Here is an 18,643-nt window from a genome sequence, read left to right as displayed (position 1 = left end):
CCGGGCGGCGCGGCGGCCGCACCCGTGCCCGTCGGACCGACGGGCCGGGGTGTCGCCCCTAGTCGGGCGAGAAGGTCGGGGACTCGGCGACGATGCCGAGCGCCTCGACCTCGGTCGAAACCGGGAGCCGGTGGAACGCCACCGGGTTGCCGGCGACCGCGGAGGGGATCACGGCGAAGGCGCCGCCCTCCGAGGGGGATCCGGCACCCGCCGGAATCCCGTGCCCTGCCGAACCGAGATAACCCCGGACCGGGACGGGCAGGTCAGGTGCCTGACCGGCACCCGTACGCGCGACCGCCGCAGCGGCCGGGCGCTGGTCCGTACCGGCATACTGCCGCAGTACGGAGTGGACGGTTCCGGTACCTGCCTTCGCCATGCCGTCGCCGGCGGCCGTTCCCGTTACGGGCGTACGGATGGCGTCGGAACCGGGAACCCCGGACCGTCCGGGCTCCTCCGCGACCCCGGAGAGGTCTCCGGTGCCGCCCGCCGGGAGTCCGCCCACCGCGTCGGCGACCGGCGCTGTCACGGCGGACAGCAGGGCGGTGACCGGGGCGAGGACGAAGTCGAGCGGGGCGACGACCGGGTCGATCGCCGAGGTGAGCGGGGTGAGCAGACCCGCCGGGCCGGTCAGCGCATCGGTGAGCCCGAGCGGAGCGACCAACCCGTCGACGACACCGATCACGCCGGTGACGCCACTGGCGCCCGACGCCGACCGGGTCGGTGCGGCGTCCCGCGCCGGTGCCGCGGTGGCAGAGCCGCCCGAGGCACCGGCGATGGTCGCCGGGTCGCCGGCCGGCACGCCACCCCCCGGCCCGCTGGCCGGGGAGTTCGTGACCGGGTCGGCGGTCGTGGCGGTCCCGCCGGGCAGGACCACCGAGGTCACGCCGTCCGCGGGAGCCAGCAGGTCGCCGGCGAGCGTCGACGTGGTCCCGAGCAGCGAGCCGGAGGCCGTGCCCAGGGTGTCGGTGACCGGGACGAGCGGCGTCGACTCCTCCGGCGCCCCGACGAGCGGGGTGAGCGAGACGAGCGACGACGCCTGGTCGTCCACGGAGTGGGTGTCCGCCTGCGCGGCGTGCGCGGCGGCACCGCAGAGCAGCCAGGCCGCTCCGGCGAATCCACCGACGACGAGCGCACGCAGCCCGGTCCGCGCCGCGGACCGGATGCGGTCGGTACGCCCCGTCCGGCTGGACGGTGCGGTCGAAGGAACACGCGTCGGCCGCGACGCCGTGCGCTGGTTGCGCTCGACCTCCGACCGGATCATGTTCCGCCTCTCGTCGTCGACCAAATTCTGTGGCGATCTGCCCGGATTAGATCCGTTATGACCGCCACTGCAATTGGTAACGAAGAGATCCCCGAGGGGTCACGCCGCCATTTGGAAAAACTCCGAACTACCCCAGACGTGTACGCGGACCGGCCCGCAACACCCCGGACGGCAACTGACGGCCGACGATCTCCTCGGCGTACGCCGCGACCTCGATCAGCCGGTCGAGATCGATCCCGGTGTCGACGCCCATGTCATGGAGCATGTGCACCACCTCCTCGGTGGCCACGTTCCCGCTGGCCCCGGGTGCGTACGGGCAGCCGCCCAGCCCGCCGACACTGGCATCGAACTCGGTCACCCCCAGCTCCAACGCGGCCAGCAGGTTCGCCAGGGCCGTACCCCGGGTGTTGTGGAAGTGCAGCAGCATCGGCACGTCGGGCTGCCGGTCGCGGACAGCGGTGACCAGCTCGCGGACCCGGCGCGGCGTGCCCATGCCGGTCGTGTCGCCGAACGCGACCCGGTCGGCCCCGTCGGCGACCACCCGGTCGACGATCCCGGCCACCCGGGCCGGGTCGACGTCTCCCTCGTACGGGCAGCCGAAGCTGGTCGCCACGATCACCTCGGCGGTGGCACCCGCGTCGTGCAGCAGCGCGATCAGTCCGGCGATGTCGTCGAGCGACTCGGCCGTCGACCGGTTGACATTGCGCCGGTTGTGCGTATCGCTGGCCGAGACCACCACCTCGACCTCGGTGAACCCGGCGGCCAGCGCACGCTGCGCGCCCCGCGAGTTCGGCACCAGTGCCGAGTAGCGGACCCCGTCGACCTGGGTGGCACCGGACCAGACCTCGTCGGCGTCGGCCATCTGCGGGATCGCCTTGGGGTGCACGAACGAGACCGCCTCGATCCGGCCCACCCCGGTGCCCGACAGTGCGTCCAGGAGCCGGATCTTGGCCCCGGTCGGCACCGGGTCCTCGTTCTGCAACCCGTCGCGCGGACCCACCTCGCGGATCGACACCTTCGCCGGCAACTCGCCCATCGACGCACCTCCCTGTGCTCACCGTCCATATAACCGCACCGTCCGCGTTACCCGCCCCCACCGGGGTACGGGACGGTCAGCGCATGCGGGCGACGATGCCGGTGTCGTAGTCGCCGGAGACGAACTCGGCGTTGTCGAGCAGTTCGGCGAAGAACGGCAGGTTGCACTTCGGGCCGGCCACCTCGAACCCGGCCACCGCCGCCCGGGCCCGCTCCAACGCCTGCGCCCGGTCGGCGCCATACACGATCAGCTTGGCCAGCAGGGAGTCGTAGAACGGGGTGACGGTGTTGCCCGCCACGTAGCCGGCGTCGACGCGTACGCCCTCGCCGACCGGCTCGATCCAGGTCTTCACCGCGCCCGGCCCGGGCAGGAACCGCTTCGGGTCCTCGGCGTTGATCCGCAGCTCGATCGCGTGTCCCCGGGCGGTCAGCGCGTCGGGGTCGAAGGTCGGCGGCAGTCCCGCCGCCACCCGCAGCTGCTCCTCGACCAGATCGACCCCGTAGACCAGTTCGGTCACCGGGTGCTCGACCTGGAGCCGGGTGTTCATCTCCAGGAAGAAGAACTCGCCGCTGGCCGGATCGAGCAGGCATTCGACCGTACCCGCGTTGCGGTAGCCGACCGCCTCGCCGGCCCGTACGGCCGCGGCCAGGAAGCGTTCGCGCAGCTGCGGGGTCACCGCCGGCGACGGCGACTCCTCGACCAGCTTCTGGTTGCGGCGCTGTACAGAGCACTCCCGCTCGCCGAGCGCCACCACCCGGCCGTCGGCCAGGCCGAGGATCTGCACCTCGACGTGGCGTACCCGGGGGAAGAAGCGCTCGATCAGCACCGAACCGTCGCCGAACATCCGCTCGGCGAAGCCGCGCACCTTCTCGTACTCGCCGCGCAGGGCGGCCTCGTCGACGGCGACGCCCATGCCCATGCCGCCCCCGCCGGCGGCGGCCTTGACCATGACGGGGTAGCCGATGGTGGTCGCCGCGTCGAGCGCCGCCTCGACCGTCCCGGCCGGATCGGTGGTGCCGGCGGCGACCGGGACGCCGGCCGCCGCCATCAGGTTGCGGGCATTGATCTTGTCGCCCATCGCGGTGATCGCGTCGGCGCCCGGGCCGACCCAGACCAGGCCGGCGTCGGAGACGGTACGGGCGAAGTCGGCGTTCTCCGACAGGAAGCCGTAGCCGGGGTGGATCGCCTGGGCACCGGTGTCCTTCGCCGCGGCCATGATCGCCTCGGTGTTGCGGTAGCTCAGCGCGGGGTTGGCCGGCCCGACGCAGACCGCCTCGTCGGCCTCGGTCACGAACGGCAGGTCCGCGTCGGCCTCCGAGTGCACCGCGATCGCCCGCACGCCCAGCCGGCGGGCGGTACGGATGATCCGGCGGGCGATCTCGCCCCGGTTGGCGACGAGCAGCGACTCGATCATTGATGCCCTTTCCTCGTTGAAACAGGCGTCCGGCAACGGATGATCAGAAGATCACGCCGAGGCCGTGGATCAAGAATCGCTGGCGGCACGCAGCGCGGCCAGTGTCGCGGCGCGCAGCAGGCTGGCCCGCCGCTGCCGGTCGACCTCGCCGCCGAGGAACGGCGTGGAGTTCATCAGACCGAACGCCGCGTGCGCGAGCACCCGGCTCTCCGCGGCGACCAGCCCGGGATGCAGCCCGGTCAGCACGGTCACCCACTCCTCCACGTAGAGCCGCTGCAACCGCCGGATCTGCCGGCGCGGTTCGTCGGGCAGGCGGTCCAGCTCGTGCAGGTGCAGGGCGATGACCGCCGGATTGGCCAGCGCGAAGTCGACGTGGAAGTTGACCAGGGACTGCAACGCCGCGTCCGGGTCGTCGGCATGCTCGGCGACCCGCTGGCGGCCGCCTTCGAGCAGGCTCTCGCTGACCGGGATGAGCGCGGCGACCAGCATCGCCTCCTTGCCGGCGAAGTGGTGATAGAGCGCCGGGCCGGTGACCCCGGCGGCCGAGCCGATGTCGTCCATCGAAACGCCGTGGTAGCCACGCGCGGCGAAGAGTCCGACCGCGATGTCCAGGATCTCGTCACGACGGGACCTGCGCCGGGCGGCGGGCTGGGCCGCCTCCCCTGCCCTGGCCGCGTCCGCGGCGCCGGCCGATGTCATCGGATGCTCCACCCTCACGCGGTCAGCGTAGCCCTTTGTCAATCCCTGGTTCACCCACGAATCCACCGTCGCTGGTCACACCCGGAAACTCAGTCGTCGGCCGTCAGACCGTGCTCGGCGCGCAGCGCGTCGGCCTCCGCCGAACGGTCCAACTGGTCGAGGGCCCGGGCGAGCAGCCACGCCGTACGGCGGGCCGGATCCGAGCCGGTCGGCAGCCCGCCGAGCACCCGCCGCAGCACCGGCTCGGCCTGCGCCGGGCGGCCGGAGTCGAGCAGCAGTTCGCCGCCGAACACCTCGACCTGGGCCGCCTCCCCGAACGCCTCGATCGAACGCAGCTTGTCGGGTACGCCGGCCAGCCGGTCGAGCGCCTCGTCAAGCTGGCCGGACTGGGCCAACACCCGGGCGGCGGTGTCGGCGAGCATCGACAGCTCCCACACCACTGCCGGCTCCACCGGCTCCCCCGCCGTAAGGCCGGCCGCCACCCGCTCGGCGCGACCGACGGCCGCCAGCGCGCCCGGGACGTCCGGCGACCAGAGCAGCGCCGCCGCCTCCCGGCGCCGGGCCCGCAGCTCGTGCTGGGGCAACCCGGCCAGCCGGTACGCCTCGGCGGCGGCGGCGAACCGCTGCGCGGCCAGGCTGTCCCGGTCGGTGTCGTAGAGGATGTCGCCGGCCTCCTCCAGCATCTGCCCCCGCCCTGGCAGGTTGTCCGGCCCGTCGAGGTTCTCGGCGAGCTGGTCGAGCAGGGCCAGGGCCGGCTCCGGTTCGTCGAGCCCCCGGTAGATGCCGGCCAGCAGGTAGCGGCTCTGGTCGGCGTCGGCCTGCCGCCCCGCCCGGTCCAGTCCGGCCACCGCCTCTTCCGCGACCTCGGCCGCCTCACCGAGCCGCCCGCCCAACCGGTAGGCGTTGGCCAGGTCGAAACGCAGGTAGTCGATGCCGTCGGCGTCCTGCTCGACGCAGAGCGCCACCGCTTCGACCAACTCGTCGACCGCCTCGGCGGGCCGGCCGGTGGCGAGCAGGGCCTGCCCCCGGGTGACCCGCAGCGGCAGCAGCGCCTCGGCCGGCGCCACCGGCAGCGCCTCGTCGCAGATCGCGACCCGTTCGGCCGGGTCGTCGACCGACTGCGCGTACCAGATCGCGGCGGGGACGAGATATTCGGAGATGCCCAGCTCGCGACTGACCCGGTAGGCGTGCTCCGCCGCCGGGCCGTACTCCTCCTGCCGGCCGAGCTGCCCGAGCAGCTGCGTACGGTGCAGGGCGGCCTGGACGGACAGGTACGGATCGTCGGCGGCGGCCAGGTCGACCCGGTCGATCAGTGCCAGCGCCTCCTCCCCCGCCTGCGTCCTCGACAGCAGCGCGGCCAACCGAAGGCTGGCCGCCGCCCGCTGCCGGGCGTTTCCGTGCCGGTCGAGGTGTTCGACCGCGCCCCGGCTCAACACCATGCCCTCGTCGGCGGAACCCGACTCGTGCAGTAGCGGGCCGAGGCGTCCGGCGACGACCTCGGCGAGCACGGTGTCGCCGAGGTCCCGGTAGCGGGCCATCGCCTCCCGGTTCGCGGCGATCGAACCGGCGCGATCGCCGGCACCGAACAGTTGCGCGGCCCGCATCTCCGACCGGCGGGCCAGGGCCCGCGCCGGCAGGTCGGTGTCGGCGAACCGGTCGTCGAAGGCGGCCAGCACCTCGGCCATTCCGGCCGGACGGTGCGTACGCCACAGCTCTTCGGCCAGGTCGAGCAGTTCGTCGACGGTGGCCTCGGCGGGCACCGGGACCGGCCCGTCGTACGGCGCGCGGGCCGGCGCCACGTCGCCGGTGCCGGGGTCGCTGGCGGCCGGGCCGGCGGCGGCCGGAGCCGGGCCGGTGCCCGGTGCCGATACCCGGCGGCGCAGGCTGGCCGACAGCGGTAGGTAGTCGACGACCGGCTCGGCGGTGAGCCAGCGCACCACCTGCTCGGACTGTTCGGTGGTGCCGTTGCGGGCGTCGAACTGGGCACCCAGTTCCTTCGCGGTGGCGGCGAGTTCGGCGGCGAGCACACCGACCGGGACGTCCGCCGCCGGCCGGTCGCCGTACGCCCGGCGGTGCACGGTCAGCTCTCCGGCGGCGCCGCCCGCCGGCCCGGCCGTCGCGAGGCGGCCCAGCAGCAGGGCACCGGCCGCCGCGAACCGCATGGCGGCCGCCGGTGACGGGGCCCGGTCGAGCCACTCCAGGTGCCGCTCGACGATCTCCAGCCCCCGGGTGTCGTTGCCGGTGAGGGCACAGAACTCGACGTGTTCGCCGATCTCGCCGAGGTCGGCGAGATGCCGCCGGTGTCGCCGGTAGGCCAGCCGGTGCGCGTCGCGGGCCTGCTCGGTCCGGCCGGTACGCAGGTAGGGCAGCATCAGTGCGGTCAGGATCGCCTGCGGCTGCTCGGAACAGGTCAGCCGGCCGGCCAGCACCGGCTCGGCCAGCGCCACCGCCTCCTCGTCGCGCCCCAACTGGGCCAGGTAACTCACCTGCGAGGTGGGGTCGCAGCCGGCGCAGTCGGAGAGCCGGTCGCGTGGCGCGGTCACCCACTGGCGGTACCACTCCTCGGCCTCGTCGGCCGCGCCGATGTGCCGGGCCACCCGGTGCCGGTACTTGTGCACCGCCTGGACGCTGTGCCCGCCGGCACGGTAGCGCCGCTCCATGTCGTCGAGGACCCCGTAGGTCCTGACCAGCGGCACCGCCGGGAAATTGACCAGCGCGTTGGCCATGTACTTGAAGTACCAGAACAGGGTGTGGGCGTGCCGCTCGTGGTAGGGCCGCGGTTCCCGGTCGAACTCGGTCAGACACCAGGAGAAGGTCACGAAGGACTTGGCCGGCTCACCGCCGTAGACGTAGGCGTTGGTGGCGAGCATCCGGGCCGCGAACGCCAGGTGCGGGTCGTCGGCGGCGTCGGCCCGCTGGACCAGTTGCTCGACCGCGGCGATCTGGCCGGCGCCCCACGGCATACCGGTGATCTGGTCGAGCATCCGCCAGAGATCGTCGGTGGAGGACACCATCACTCCTGTCCGGAGACGGCCCGGCCAAGAAGGCCGAGAAAGGAACTGTTGAGCAGTGCGGCGTCGGCCGGCCGGATCGGGTGGTGCCCGAGCAGCAGCGCCTGGCCGTAGAGCGCCTCCACGGCCAGGCCGACCAGGGCCGGATCGCCGAGCGTGGTGACCCGACGGACCAGCGGGTTGCGGTGGTTGAGCACCAGTTGCGGGCGCTCCGGCGGGCCGCTCGCCGCGAACGCGTCGAGCACCCCGGCCCACAGCTCGTCGGCCTTCTCCCGGGTCGCCTCGAGCTGGTCCTGGAAGGCGACGCTGCGGCTGACCAGGTAGAGCGCCGGCAGCGAAGCCGGGTCGTACGCCCGGACCACCACCTCGCAGCCGAGCCGGTCCAGCGACCGCTGGGCCGCGGTGACGAACGGCCGCAGCGCCAACTCGGCCGCCGGGTCCAGGGTGTCGAACCGGGTGGTCAGATCGCTGGGTTCGAGCCGTTCGATCAGCACGTCGCGGTCGAGCGCCGGCAGCCGCTCGACCAGTTCGGCGTCGTACGTGTATCCGGCGTTGACCACCGGCAGGTCCTGCGCCGCCGCGACGGCCGCGAGCTGGCGGAACTCGTCGACACTGGCGGCGTAGCGAACCAGGCCGTGCCGTTGCCGGAACTCGGCCAGGGTGAGCTGGCCGGTGTTGGTCTCCATCGGCCACCACTCGTCGACGAGCCGAAGCATCTCGTCGTCGTGCAGCGCGAGCGCCTTGACTCCGAGGTGGTGCACCCGCAGGAACTCGGCCAGCCGGTTCGGGTCGCTGCCGGCAAGCCGGACCAGCCAGCCGCGCAGCTGGTCGCCAAGCGCCTCCCGGGTGGCTTCGAGCAGGCTGTCCTCGTAAAGCGCCTCGCGGCTGGCCGTGGGCCGCAGCTCGCTGGCGTCGACGACGCACTGGGCGAAGAACGCCCAGTCCGGCAGCAGCCCGTCGGCGGCCTCGGTCAGCAGCATCCGCTTCAGGTAGACCCGGTGCCCGGCCCGCGCCGCCGGGTTGACCGGGACCGGAAGCACGAACGCGGCACCGGTCAGCCCGGCCTCGGGCACCGACAGCGGCACCACATCGAACGGAACGAAGCCGAGTGTCTCCTGGGCGTACCCGATCAGGGCCTGCCGGCGGGCGGCGGACGACCCGGTAAGCGCCCACGGCGGCGGGCCGGCGGTCGCCGGCACGTCACCGACGCGTACGTCGACCGGCAGCAGCGAGCCGAACAGCCGGGCCAGCTCGGTGACGGTCGGCACGCTGAACCACCGGTCGGTGTCCCGCCGGGGCACCAGCGTCACGGTCGTGCCCGGCTCGGCGCGGCCGGCGTCCGGCGCGGCCAACTCGACCGCGTAGCGGCCGTCGGCGTATCCGGTCCACAACACCGTGCGGTCGTCGCCGCACCTGGTCGTCACCCGGATCTCGTCGGCGACCAGGAAGCAGGAGAGCAGGCCGATGCCGAACTGGCCGAGGAACTCGTGCCGGGCGAAGCCCAGTTCGTCGCGTTTGGAGCTGCGGCCGATGGTGGCCAGCAGCTCGTGCACCTGCGCCTCGGTGAGCCCGATGCCGCTGTCGTGCACCCGCAGCGTGCCGTCGCCGGTCAGCGCGGGCGGCTCGAACCGCACCACGGCGGGCGCGTCGGGCTCGACCGCGCGGCGCGCGGTGATCGCGTCGACGGCGTTCTGCAGCAGTTCCCGGACGAACACCCGCGGGCTGCCGTAGAGATGATGACTGAGCAGGTCGACCACGCCTCGGAGGTCGACCTGGAAGGTGCGGTCCACGCCTGCTGCTCCCCGGTCCGGTGCCGGCGCCCACCGTACCGGGACGGGCCGACAACCCGCGTCCCCCTTTTCAGCCGCTGCCGTCGGCCCGCCGGTCCGGTCGCCCGGACCGACCGGGAAGGGCCGGATGGCCCGGCCGTTCCGGGTCTCCCCGCCGGACCGGAACCGGCGGCGGAACAAGGGCGCCGGAACCCCACCAGTGCCGGGCGACCAGCGCGGCCAGCATGGCACCCGCGCCGTTGACCAGCACGTCGTCCACCGCCGACACCCGGCCCAGGTCGAGCGCGTACTGAAGGGTCTCGACCAGGACCGAGCCGGCCGCGCCGACCGCGAGCAGCCGCAGCGCGCCGGACGCCGTACGGCGCAGCGGGCCGGCCGGACGGGACAGTGCGGCGAACCGGATGGGGGCGAAGAAGCCGAGTGCGGCGAAGACGAGCAGGTTGCCGCCGATCTGCACCACCGCGACCGCCGGGCTGCCGGCCAGCAGGTCGACGAGCCCGCGCAGCGGCACGAGGTCGAGCGTCCGGGGCGCCGGCCGCGGCGTGAGGATCATCCAGATCCAGGGCAGCGTGCCGGCCACCATGCCGACCTCCGCGACGCTGCGCCACGCGGCCACGCGGGCCGGCAGCCCGGACCGCCGCCGGAGCCGGGTCAGCAGTACGGCGAACAGCCCGGCCAGCGGCAGCGCGACCGCCGAGGCCACCAGCACCGGTCCCCAGTCCCGCCACACCTGCGCCATCCGCGCAGGCTAGCGGCGCCGGTCAGCCCATCAGCCCGCCGGGCTTGTCGCCGCGTACGACGGGAGCGCGGACCAGGTTGCCCCACTCGGTCCACGAGCCGTCGTAGTTGCGTACCTGCGGATAGCCGAGCAGGTGGCGGAGCACGAACCAGGTGTGGCTGGACCGCTCCCCGATCCGGCAGTACGCGATCACGTCGTCGGCCGACGACAGTCCCAGCTGGTCGGCGTAGATCGCCCGCAGTTCGTCGGCCGACCTGAACGTGCCGTCCTCGTTGGCCGCCGACTTCCACGGCTTGTTGACCGCGCCGGGGATGTGGCCGCCGCGCAGCGCGCCCTCCTGCGGGTAGTCCGGCATGTGCAGAAGTTCGCCGGTGTACTCCCCCGGCGACCGCACGTCGACCAGTGGCCGGCCGGCGGCGACGTGCCCGAGCACCTGGTCGCGGAAGGCGCGCAGGCTGGCGTCGTCACGGTCCGGCGCCGGGTAGCTGGCCGGCTTCGGGGTGGTGCGCTCGCGGGTCAGTTCCCGCCCCTCGGCGATCCACTTCTGCCGGCCGCCGTCGAGCAGCCGAAGGTCGCGGTGGCCGAAGAGGCTGAAGACCCAGAGCGCGTACGCCGCCCACCAGTTGAAGTTGTCGCCGTAGAAGACGATCGTGTCGTCGCGGCCGATGCCCTTGGCCTCGCACAGCGCGGCGAACTGTTCCGGGTGGAGGTAGTCGCGGCTGTCCTGGTCGTTGAGTTCGAGGTGCCAGTCGACCTTGACCGCGCCGGGGATGTGACCGCTCTCGTAGAGCAGCACGTCCTCGTCGGACTCGACGACCACGAGGCCGTCGGTGCCGAGGTGCTCGGCCAGCCACTCGGTGGTGACCAGGCGTCCGGGGTCGGCGTACGACTGCAGGCTGGGTGAGGGATCGTTCGGAACCGGCATCCCGTAAAGGTACGCCGGACGGCGGCCCGGCACCGGGTTACCGGCCCGACCGGTGCACCGGCCCGCCGGCTCCGGTGTCAGTCGGTGAACGGGGCCAGCAGGGGCCGCTTGGCGGTGACGGTGTCGCCGGACGAGCGGCCGGTCAGCCGCCGCCTGATCCATGGTGCGAGATGCTGCCCGGCCCAGCGCAGGTCGGCCCGCCGGGCGGCGAGCCACGGCGTGGGTGCCGGGGCGGGCGGCACGAGCAGCCAGTCCTCGTCGGCGTCAACGCCGAGCGCGGTCAGCACGTGGGCGGCCACCCGCCGGTGCCCGATCTCCGACAGGTGCAGCCGGTCGACGCTCCACATCAGCGGGTTGCGGAACTCGTCATCGGCGTAGAGGTCGACGAGCATCGCACCGTGCCGCTGCGCGGTCTCGCCGACGGCCCGGTTGACCAGTTGTACCCGGGGTGCCATGAGCCGCTGGCCGGGCAGGTGCGCCGTCAGGTCGGCGAACCGGAACAGCAGTACGTCGGCACCGGTGGCACGGAGTTCGCCGATCACCGCGTCGAAGCGGGATGCCAGCGTGACCGGGTCGAAGGACCGGCGCAGTACGTCGTTGCCGCCGGCGGCGAAGCTGATCAGGTCGGGTTTCATGTCGAGGACGACCGGCACCTGCTCGGCCACCACGGCGGGGAAGAGCCGACCCCGGATCGCGAGGTTGGCGTACCCGAAGTCCGGGCCGGCCTCGACGGCGAGCCGGGTGGCGACCAGATCCGCCCAGCCCCGGAACGTCCCGTCCGGGTACGGGTCGTCCATGCCCTCGGTGAAGCTGTCCCCGACCGCCACGTAACTGCGCCAGCGCACCGCGCCCCCCTACCGTCGTGCCTCGACCAGTTTTCTACACCCGATTCACGGCACATCGGTTAATCGGGTGCCGCATCGGTGACCGTTTCCATACGCTGCGCGGATGTTGCTGCGGATGTCCACCCTGTTCCTGCGCACGCTGCGCGAGGACCCGGCCGACGCCGAGGTGGCGAGCCACCGGCTGCTGGTCCGGGCCGGCTACGTCCGGCGGGCCGCGCCGGGCGGCTACACGTGGCTGCCGCTGGGCCGGCTGGTGCTCGACCGGGTGACCCGGGTCGTACGCGAGGAGATGACGGCGATCGGCGGCCAGGAGGTGCACTTCCCGGCACTGCTGCCGCGCGGGCCGTACGAGACCAGCGGCCGGTGGACCGAGTACGGCGACGACATCTTCACGTTGCGGGACCGGCGGGGCGCGGAGTTCCTGCTCGCGCCGACCCACGAGGAGATGGCGACGCTGCTGGTCCGGGACATGTTCGGCTCGCACCGGGACTATCCGGTGACGCTCTTCCAGGTGCAGACGAAGTTCCGCAACGAGGCCCGCCCACGCGCCGGACTGCTGCGCACCCGCGAGTTCCTGATGAAGGACGCGTACTCGTTCGACCTGTCCGAAGACGGCCTGCGGGCGGCGTACGACCGGCACCGGGCGGCGTACGAGCGGATCTTCACCCGGCTCGGGCTGGACTTCGCGGTGGTGGCGGCGACCTCGGGGGCGATGGGCGGTTCGGCGTCGGAGGAGTTCCTGGCCACTACCGCGGCCGGCGAGGACACCTACGTCGGCTGCCCGGCATGCGGTTACGCGGCGAACACCGAGGCGGTGGTCACGGCGGCACCGGCGCCCGGCGATCCGGCCCACCACCCGGCGATGACCGTCCACGACACGCCGGACACCCCGACGATCGCCGCCCTGGTCGCGATGGCCAACGAGCGGCGGCTCGGCGGGCGGACCGGCTGGACCGCCGCGGCGACGCTGAAGAACGTGGTGCTGGCCGTACGCCGCCCCGGCGCCGACACCGACGAGCTGCTGGTCGTCGGGATACCCGGGGACCGCGAGGTGGACCTGAAACGGCTCGCCGCCGCGCTCGAACCGGCGACCGTGACGATGTTCGACGGCTGGGCCGACCATCCGGAGCTGGCCCGCGGCTACATCGGCCCGCAGGTCCTGTCCGACCTGGGCATCCGTTATCTGGTCGACCCCCGGGTGGTGCCCGGCACCGGTTGGCTGACCGGCGCCAACCAGCCGGGCCGGCACGCGGTCGACGTGGTCTGCGGGCGCGACTTCGTGCCGGACGGCACGATCGAGGCGGCCGAGGTCCGCGCCGGCGACCCCTGCCCACGTTGCGGCACCGGGGCGCTGGCCATCCGGCGGGGCATCGAGATCGGCCACATCTTCCAGCTCGGCCGGCGCTACACGAACGCCTTCGAGGTCGACGCGCTCGGCGCGGACGGCAAGCCGGTACGACCCACGATGGGCTGCTACGGGATCGGCATCTCCCGTACGGTGGCCGCGATCGCCGAGCAGCACCACGACGAGCGGGGGCTGGTCTGGCCGGCGGCGGTCGCGCCGGCGGACGTACACGTGGTGGCCGCCGGCCGGGGCGACCAGGTCGCGGCGGCGCTCCACCTGGCCGGCCAGCTCGCCGACGCGGGCCTACGGGTGCTGGTCGACGACCGGCCGCAGGTGTCGCCGGGCGTGAAGTTCACCGACGCCGAGCTGATCGGTGTGCCGCGTGCCGTCGTCGTCGGCCGCCGGCTCGCCGAAGGGTACGTGGAGCTGCGGGTCCGGGCCGACGGCGAGCGGGTGGACGTGCCGCTCGCCGAGGTGGTGTCCCGGCTGGCCGGCTGACGCGGACGGGGTCCGCCGACCGGCCCGGGCGGGCGGGTCGGTCGGGTCAGGCTTCGCCGCGCACTGCCCGGTAGTGGGCGAGGCAGTCGGCGTAGTCGGGGAGCAGCCCGGCCGTGCGCAGCTCGGCGAGCCGTGGGCCGGCGGAGTCGCGCTCGGACAGGATCGGCGGTTCGATGGCGGGCCAGGGCAGGGCCAGGTCCTCGTCGAAGACGTTGACGATCCGCTCCCGGGCCGGGTTGTATCCGGTGCTGCACAGGTAGCTGAGCACGGTGTCGTCCTCAAGGGCGACGAAGCCGTGCCCGAGCCCTTCGGCAAGGTAGAGCGCCCGCCCCTCGGCCGCGTCCAGCCGGACGAACTCGTGCGCGCCGAAGGTGGGCGACCCGACCCGCAGGTCGACGACGACGTCGAGCAGCGAACCGCTCGGGCAGTAGACGTATTTCCCCTGGCCGGGTGGCACGTCGGCCCAGTGGATGCCGCGGATCACGCCGCGCCGGGAGATGCTGTGGTTGGTCTGGGCCACGGTCAGCTCGAAGCCGAGCGCGGCCGAGAAGACGGCGGCGTCGTACCAGACGTGGAAGCTGCCCCGTTCGTCGGCGAACTGCCGGGGTACGAACTCCCACGCGCCGGCGATCGACAGTTCGGTGGCCTTCACCCGTTCACCCCATTCGCGTCCTACGCACAACCCGGCAGCACGATACCGCCTCCGGGGACGTGTAACCGCGCACCCACCGGGTACGGGTAGCCATCGTCCATCTCACCGCGGAGGCTCTCATGACCAGGCACACGGTCGGTGCGGTAATGACCAAGGAGGTCCTGTACCTGCCGGCGGAAACCACACTGGACGAAGCGGCCCGGGCGATGCGTGACGCCGACATCGGCGACGTGGTCGTGACGGAGGGACCGACCCTGGCGGGGATGGTCACCGACCGGGACATCGTGGTCCGGGCGGTGGCCGAGAAGCTCGACCCGGCCAGCACCACCATCGGGGCCGTGGCGACCCGCGAGGTCGTCATGATCGAGCAGAACTCGACGGTCGCGGAGGCGGCGGCACTGATGCGGGAGCGGGCCGTACGCCGGGTGCTCGTCTGCGACCTCGACCGGCAACTGGTCGGCATCGTCTCGCTCGGCGATTTGGCGGTCCGCTTCGATCCCGACTCGGCACTGAGCGGGATAAGCGGCACCGCGCCGTCGCCCTGACGTACGACTCTGACGCCCGGACCGCCTCACCGGCCGGTCCGGGCGTCCCGCATGCTTGGGTACGGCCGGGACACCGGGTAGGGAGGACACGAGATGCCGATGCCGCCCAAGCTCGCCGAGATCGTCGACGAGTTCGCCGCCGCACCCCGCGAGGTGGTGCTGGAGATGTTGCTGGAGTTCTCCGACGCGGTCGCGCCGCTGCCGGAGTCGCTGGCCGGCCACGAGGGCATGGAGCAGGTGCCGGAGTGCCAGACGCAGTTCTTCCTGCGGGCGGCGGTCAACCCGGACCGCACCGTCGACGTGTGGTTCGACTGCCCGCCGGAGGCACCGACGACCCGTGCCTTCGCCGGCATCCTCACCGAGGGGCTGGCCGGCGCCACGGCCGACGAGATCCTCGCCGTACCGGACGACCTCTACCAGCGGATGGGGCTCGCCCAGGCGATCAGCCCGCTGCGGGTGCGCGGTGGCACCGCCGTACTCGCCCGGCTGAAGCGCCAGGTCCGGGAACAGATCTCCTGACCTGCCGCGTTACCACCGTTCGTGGAGATTGACATCTACTCGGACGTGGTCTGCCCGTGGTGCTACATCGGCAAGCGCAAGCTGGAGCAGGCCCTCGAGTCGCACAACGGTGACGTGACGATCCGCTACCGTCCGTTCCAACTCGACCCCCGACCGGTCGAGCAGCCGCAACCGCTGCTGACCGCGCTGGCCGGAAAGTTCGGCGGCCCGGACCGGGTACGGGAGATAGTCACCCGGGTCACCGGCGCGGCCGCCGGTGCGGGCCTGCACCTCGACTTCGACAGCGCACTGAGCGCCAACACCTTCGACGCCCACCGGCTGGTCTGGTTCGCCGACCAGCGCGGACGGGCGGCCGAGATGATCGAGGCGCTCTACCGGGCGCACTTCACGCAGGGCGTGGACATCGGATCGCCGGCCGCGCTGGCCACGGTCGCCGCCGGGGCCGGCCTCGACGAGGCCGAGGTCCGCGCCTTCCTCGACTCCCCCGCCGGCACCGCCGAGGTCCAGACGGACCTGGCCGAGGCCCGCGAGATCGGCGTGAGCAGCGTGCCGACGTTCGTCTTCGCCGGCAAGTACGCGGTCACCGGCGCCCAGGACCCGGACACCCTGCGCGGCGTGCTCGAAGAGGTACGCCGGCGGGAGGCCGCCGAGGCCGCACTGCGCCCGGTCGGCGTACCACCGACCGGTGACCGGGCCGACGGCTGCACCGACGACAGTTGCGCCGTCTGACGCATCCGCGCTGGTTTCACGTGGAACCACATCGACCGAGCTGAGTCGGCCCGGAATGTCGAGCATTCCGGGCCGGCCCGTGCTGTCGCCAGGCCGGTGCCGCCGGCAGCCGGCCCGTCAGGCGGCGGGTTTGGCCAGATCGGCGATGACCTGGGCGTTGGGCAGCACACCCACCGCCGGGCCGGGCAGTGCGATCTTGCTGTGCCGTACCCCCGAACCGATGATCACGTGCGGTACGGCGACCACCCGGGAGTCGACCAGGATCGGCCAGTCCGCCGGCAGCCCGATCGGCGTGATCCCGCCGTACTCCATGCCGGTCGACCGCACCGCGTCGTCCATCGGGGCGAAGCTGGCCTTGCGCGCGTCGAGCAGCCGGCGCACGGCGCCGTTGACGTCCGCGCGGGTGGTGGCCAGGATGACGCACGCCGCATAGCGGGTCTCGCCACCCCGCTTGCCGGCCACGATCACGCAGTTGGCCGACTCCTCGAGCCCCACCTCGTACGCGGCACAGAACGCGGCGGTGTCGGCCAGGGTCGCGTCGATCGGCGCGACCAGTACGTCGTCGACGTCGATCGGCGCCTCGGCCGGCCATGCCTCCAGGGCAGCCACGACGGGCGGTGCGAGCAGGTCGGGTCGGCCGCGGGCGGGCTCGGTCTTCAGGGTTCCCATCACGTTGCGATCCTCGCACCGCCGCTCCGGGCCCGCGCGGTCACGGGCCCCCTTGACAACAAAAGCTAATACTATTAGCTTTTACGTCATGCCTGTTAGCTACCTGGATCGCGGCGAGGGCCGCATCGCGTACGAGGTGACCGGCACCGGCCCGCTGGTGGTGTGCCTGCCCGGCATGGGTGACCTGCGCTCGGTCTACCGATTCACCGTCCCCACCCTGGTCGACGCCGCCTACCGGGTCGCCACCGTCGACCTGCGCGGCCACGGCGACAGCGACGACGGATTCAGCCGCCACGACGACGTCGCGCTCGGCACCGACCTGCTCGCCCTGATCGAGGAACTCGGCGGACCGGCCGTCGTGCTCGGCAACTCGATGGGCGCCGGCGCCGCCGTCTGGGCCGCCGCCGAAGCCCTCGACCGGATCACCGGGCTGGTGCTGCTCGGCCCCTTCGTCCGCGACCCCGACCTCGGTCCGGCGATGAACCTCGCCTTCCGGCTGCTGCTCGCCAAGCCCTGGGGCCCCGCCGCCTGGCACTGGTACTACCAGAAGTTCTACCCGGGCCGCCCGCCCGCCGACCTGACCGAGCACCGGGCCCGCATCCGCGAGAGCCTGCGCCGGGGCGACCACTGGCGCTCGTTCGTCAAGACCACCCGCACCAGTCACCGGCCGGCCGAGCAGCGCCTCGACTCGGTCCATGCCCCTACCCTCGTCGTCATGGGTACGAAAGATCCCGACTTCCCCGACCCGGTCGCCGAGGCCCGCTTCGTCGCCGAACGCCTCCACGGCGAACTACTGCTGGTTCCCGACGCTGGCCACTACCCGATGGCCGAATACCCGGAACTGGTCAACCCGGAACTGGTGCGGTTCCTCGGCACGGTGTACGCCGATGCCTAGGGCCGGGCTCACCCCCGCCATCGTGGTCGAGCAGGCCGCCCAGCTCGCCGACGAGATCGGACTCGACCGGCTCACCCTGGCCGGCGTCGCCCAACGGGTCGGCGTCGCCCTGCCCAGCCTCTACAAGCACGTACGCGGCGCCGACGCGCTCCACCAGCAGCTCGCCGTACGCGCGCTCGAACAGTTGACCACCGAGGCGACAACCGCCGTCGCGGGCCGGGCCGGCCGGCAGGCGCTGCACGCCCTCGCCGCAGCCTTCCGCACGTACGCCCAACGCCGGCCGGGCCGCTACGCGGCCACCGTACGCGCCCCCGACCCGACCGACCCGGCGCACATCGCCGCCGCCGAAGGTGCCGTGAACGTGATCTACGCCGTCCTCGACGGTTACGGCCTCAGCGGCGAGCGGGCCGTCGACGCGGCACGCTGCCTGCGCAGCGCCCTGCACGGGTTCATCGCCCTGCACGCCGCCGGCGGGTTCGGCCTGCCGCAGGACGTCGACCGCTCGTACGAGCGCATGATCGACGCTCTCGACCGCGCCCTCACCACCTGGCCGTAGTCTCCCGCCACGGCGGCCGTCTGCGATGCTGGTCGGCGATGACCAGCAGTTGGCGACACCTGCCCCCAGCCGCCCGTGAGATCGCCAGGGCGAGCACCGAAGCCGTGGCCGCGGCCCGGGCCCACGACGTCGAGGCGTACGGGTCGGCGGTGACCGACCTCGGCGCGGCCGACCGGTCCGGTGCCGTCCTCGGGGCGGTGGTCCGGCTCCTGCTCGAACAGACCCACCCGGACGGGCTCGACGGCGACGACGTGCGGCAGGTGCTCGAACGGTGCGTCCGGTCCGCCGCGACCTGGCAGACCGGGGTTGATCCGCACGTGGTGCTGGTCCTGCTGGCCGGTGCGCTCGGCGTCTACGACCCCGACGACGACACCACTCCGCCCGACGCGCAGGCCGTCGCCCGGCACGCACCGCTCCTCGTCGCCGACCTGCTGGCGGTGGGCGGCCGGCCGCTCGACGGCTATCTGACCGCCGCCTTCGCCGAGATCGAGCGGACCGAACTCCACGACTGACCA

General features: G+C 73.1%; 18 protein-coding genes. 7 read left to right on the top strand and 11 right to left on the bottom strand.

Going from position 1 to position 18,643, the window contains the following annotated elements:
* Window positions 1-58 precede the first annotated feature (58 nt).
* The 9 genes from QCD66_RS00160 to QCD66_RS00120 form a co-directional block, all read right to left on the bottom strand.
* Window positions 59-1,261, bottom strand: coding sequence for a hypothetical protein (locus QCD66_RS00160; protein WP_375732572.1), 1,203 nt, complete (start codon window positions 1,259-1,261; stop codon window positions 59-61).
* 127 nt (window positions 1,262-1,388) lie between these two features.
* A complete protein-coding gene (locus QCD66_RS00155; RefSeq protein WP_375732573.1) occupies window positions 1,389-2,297 on the bottom strand; it encodes a hydroxymethylglutaryl-CoA lyase in 909 nt (302 codons plus the stop codon).
* 76 nt (window positions 2,298-2,373) lie between these two features.
* Window positions 2,374-3,711: a biotin carboxylase N-terminal domain-containing protein gene (locus QCD66_RS00150; RefSeq protein WP_364213128.1), complete on the bottom strand. Its 1,338-nt coding sequence runs from the start codon at window positions 3,709-3,711 to the stop codon at window positions 2,374-2,376.
* Window positions 3,712-3,780: 69 nt separating this feature from the next.
* The gene (locus QCD66_RS00145; RefSeq protein ID WP_375732574.1) at window positions 3,781-4,410 is read right to left on the bottom strand and encodes a TetR/AcrR family transcriptional regulator; all 630 of its coding nucleotides are present in this window, start codon (window positions 4,408-4,410) and stop codon (window positions 3,781-3,783) included.
* Between the two features lie 89 nt (window positions 4,411-4,499).
* Window positions 4,500-7,421, bottom strand: a complete 2,922-nt coding sequence (locus tag QCD66_RS00140; RefSeq protein WP_375732575.1) for a hypothetical protein — start codon at window positions 7,419-7,421, stop codon at window positions 4,500-4,502.
* 2 nt (window positions 7,422-7,423) lie between these two features.
* Window positions 7,424-9,211 (bottom strand): HSP90 family protein, encoded by a 1,788-nt coding sequence (locus tag QCD66_RS00135; protein WP_375732576.1) that lies wholly within the window; start codon window positions 9,209-9,211, stop codon window positions 7,424-7,426.
* Window positions 9,212-9,281: 70 nt separating this feature from the next.
* Window positions 9,282-9,950, bottom strand: a complete 669-nt coding sequence (locus QCD66_RS00130) for a VanZ family protein (protein ID WP_364213138.1) — start codon at window positions 9,948-9,950, stop codon at window positions 9,282-9,284.
* Between the two features lie 22 nt (window positions 9,951-9,972).
* On the bottom strand, window positions 9,973-10,875 hold the full coding sequence (locus QCD66_RS00125) for a sulfurtransferase (protein ID WP_357535197.1): 903 nt from the start codon (window positions 10,873-10,875) through the stop codon (window positions 9,973-9,975).
* Window positions 10,876-10,952: 77 nt separating this feature from the next.
* The gene (locus QCD66_RS00120; RefSeq protein WP_364213141.1) at window positions 10,953-11,720 is read right to left on the bottom strand and encodes an SGNH/GDSL hydrolase family protein; all 768 of its coding nucleotides are present in this window, start codon (window positions 11,718-11,720) and stop codon (window positions 10,953-10,955) included.
* A gap of 103 nt (window positions 11,721-11,823) precedes the next feature.
* Here QCD66_RS00120 and QCD66_RS00115 point away from each other — a divergent pair, with 103 nt between their 5' ends.
* Window positions 11,824-13,563 (top strand): proline--tRNA ligase, encoded by a 1,740-nt coding sequence (locus QCD66_RS00115; protein ID WP_375732577.1) that lies wholly within the window; start codon window positions 11,824-11,826, stop codon window positions 13,561-13,563.
* A gap of 46 nt (window positions 13,564-13,609) precedes the next feature.
* Here the strand turns inward: QCD66_RS00115 and QCD66_RS00110 are convergent, their stop codons facing one another.
* The gene (locus tag QCD66_RS00110) at window positions 13,610-14,215 is read right to left on the bottom strand and encodes a dTDP-4-dehydrorhamnose 3,5-epimerase (RefSeq protein WP_364213147.1); all 606 of its coding nucleotides are present in this window, start codon (window positions 14,213-14,215) and stop codon (window positions 13,610-13,612) included.
* A 119-nt stretch (window positions 14,216-14,334) separates the two neighbouring features.
* Here QCD66_RS00110 and QCD66_RS00105 point away from each other — a divergent pair, with 119 nt between their 5' ends.
* The 3 genes from QCD66_RS00105 to QCD66_RS00095 all read left to right on the top strand — a co-directional run bounded on the left by QCD66_RS00105 (window position 14,335) and on the right by QCD66_RS00095 (window position 16,008).
* Window positions 14,335-14,760 (top strand): CBS domain-containing protein, encoded by a 426-nt coding sequence (locus QCD66_RS00105; protein WP_364213150.1) that lies wholly within the window; start codon window positions 14,335-14,337, stop codon window positions 14,758-14,760.
* A gap of 93 nt (window positions 14,761-14,853) precedes the next feature.
* Complete coding sequence (locus QCD66_RS00100; RefSeq protein WP_364213153.1) at window positions 14,854-15,279, top strand: SufE family protein; 426 nt, start codon at window positions 14,854-14,856, stop codon at window positions 15,277-15,279.
* A gap of 21 nt (window positions 15,280-15,300) precedes the next feature.
* Complete coding sequence (locus tag QCD66_RS00095) at window positions 15,301-16,008, top strand: DsbA family protein (protein ID WP_375732578.1); 708 nt, start codon at window positions 15,301-15,303, stop codon at window positions 16,006-16,008.
* 117 nt (window positions 16,009-16,125) lie between these two features.
* On the opposite strand, the gene QCD66_RS00090 is transcribed toward QCD66_RS00095, so the two are convergent.
* On the bottom strand, window positions 16,126-16,677 hold the full coding sequence (locus tag QCD66_RS00090; RefSeq protein ID WP_364213576.1) for a YbaK/EbsC family protein: 552 nt from the start codon (window positions 16,675-16,677) through the stop codon (window positions 16,126-16,128).
* Window positions 16,678-16,765: 88 nt separating this feature from the next.
* On the opposite strand from QCD66_RS00090, the gene QCD66_RS00085 reads away from it, so the two are divergent.
* Genes QCD66_RS00085 through QCD66_RS00075 form a run of 3 tightly spaced genes read left to right on the top strand, consistent with a single transcriptional unit; the run spans window position 16,766 to window position 18,640 of the window.
* Window positions 16,766-17,572, top strand: coding sequence for an alpha/beta fold hydrolase (locus tag QCD66_RS00085; RefSeq protein ID WP_375732579.1), 807 nt, complete (start codon window positions 16,766-16,768; stop codon window positions 17,570-17,572).
* Window positions 17,565-18,128, top strand: coding sequence for a WHG domain-containing protein (locus tag QCD66_RS00080; protein ID WP_364213162.1), 564 nt, complete (start codon window positions 17,565-17,567; stop codon window positions 18,126-18,128). Before QCD66_RS00085 ends, QCD66_RS00080 begins: the two co-directional genes overlap by 8 nt.
* A gap of 38 nt (window positions 18,129-18,166) precedes the next feature.
* Complete coding sequence (locus QCD66_RS00075) at window positions 18,167-18,640, top strand: hypothetical protein (protein WP_375732580.1); 474 nt, start codon at window positions 18,167-18,169, stop codon at window positions 18,638-18,640.
* The last annotated feature ends 3 nt before the right edge of the window (window positions 18,641-18,643 follow it).

It is taken from the genome of Polymorphospora sp. A560, from assembly GCF_045781765.1.
GTDB classification, from domain to species: Bacteria; Actinomycetota; Actinomycetes; order Mycobacteriales; family Micromonosporaceae; genus Polymorphospora; species Polymorphospora lycopeni.
The sequence above is the reverse complement of the archived record's forward strand: the minus strand, read 5'-3'. Positions and strand labels throughout refer to the sequence as shown.

Excerpts from the sequence above, each read along its gene's own strand:
- QCD66_RS00160 (WP_375732572.1), bottom strand. The coding sequence starts at position 1,261 with ATGATCCGGTCGGAGGTCGAGCGCAACCAGCGCACGGCGTCGCGGCCG.
- QCD66_RS00155 (WP_375732573.1), bottom strand. The coding sequence starts at position 2,297 with ATGGGCGAGTTGCCGGCGAAGGTGTCGATCCGCGAGGTGGGTCCGCGC.
- QCD66_RS00150 (WP_364213128.1), bottom strand. The coding sequence starts at position 3,711 with ATGATCGAGTCGCTGCTCGTCGCCAACCGGGGCGAGATCGCCCGCCGG.
- QCD66_RS00145 (WP_375732574.1), bottom strand. The coding sequence starts at position 4,410 with ATGACATCGGCCGGCGCCGCGGACGCGGCCAGGGCAGGGGAGGCGGCC.
- QCD66_RS00130 (WP_364213138.1), bottom strand. The coding sequence starts at position 9,950 with ATGGCGCAGGTGTGGCGGGACTGGGGACCGGTGCTGGTGGCCTCGGCG.
- QCD66_RS00125 (WP_357535197.1), bottom strand. The coding sequence starts at position 10,875 with ATGCCGGTTCCGAACGATCCCTCACCCAGCCTGCAGTCGTACGCCGAC.
- QCD66_RS00115 (WP_375732577.1), top strand. The coding sequence starts at position 11,824 with ATGTTGCTGCGGATGTCCACCCTGTTCCTGCGCACGCTGCGCGAGGAC.
- QCD66_RS00105 (WP_364213150.1), top strand. The coding sequence starts at position 14,335 with ATGACCAGGCACACGGTCGGTGCGGTAATGACCAAGGAGGTCCTGTAC.
- QCD66_RS00100 (WP_364213153.1), top strand. The coding sequence starts at position 14,854 with ATGCCGATGCCGCCCAAGCTCGCCGAGATCGTCGACGAGTTCGCCGCC.
- QCD66_RS00090 (WP_364213576.1), bottom strand. The coding sequence starts at position 16,677 with ATGGGAACCCTGAAGACCGAGCCCGCCCGCGGCCGACCCGACCTGCTC.
- QCD66_RS00085 (WP_375732579.1), top strand. The coding sequence starts at position 16,766 with ATGCCTGTTAGCTACCTGGATCGCGGCGAGGGCCGCATCGCGTACGAG.
- QCD66_RS00080 (WP_364213162.1), top strand. The coding sequence starts at position 17,565 with ATGCCTAGGGCCGGGCTCACCCCCGCCATCGTGGTCGAGCAGGCCGCC.
- QCD66_RS00075 (WP_375732580.1), top strand. The coding sequence starts at position 18,167 with ATGACCAGCAGTTGGCGACACCTGCCCCCAGCCGCCCGTGAGATCGCC.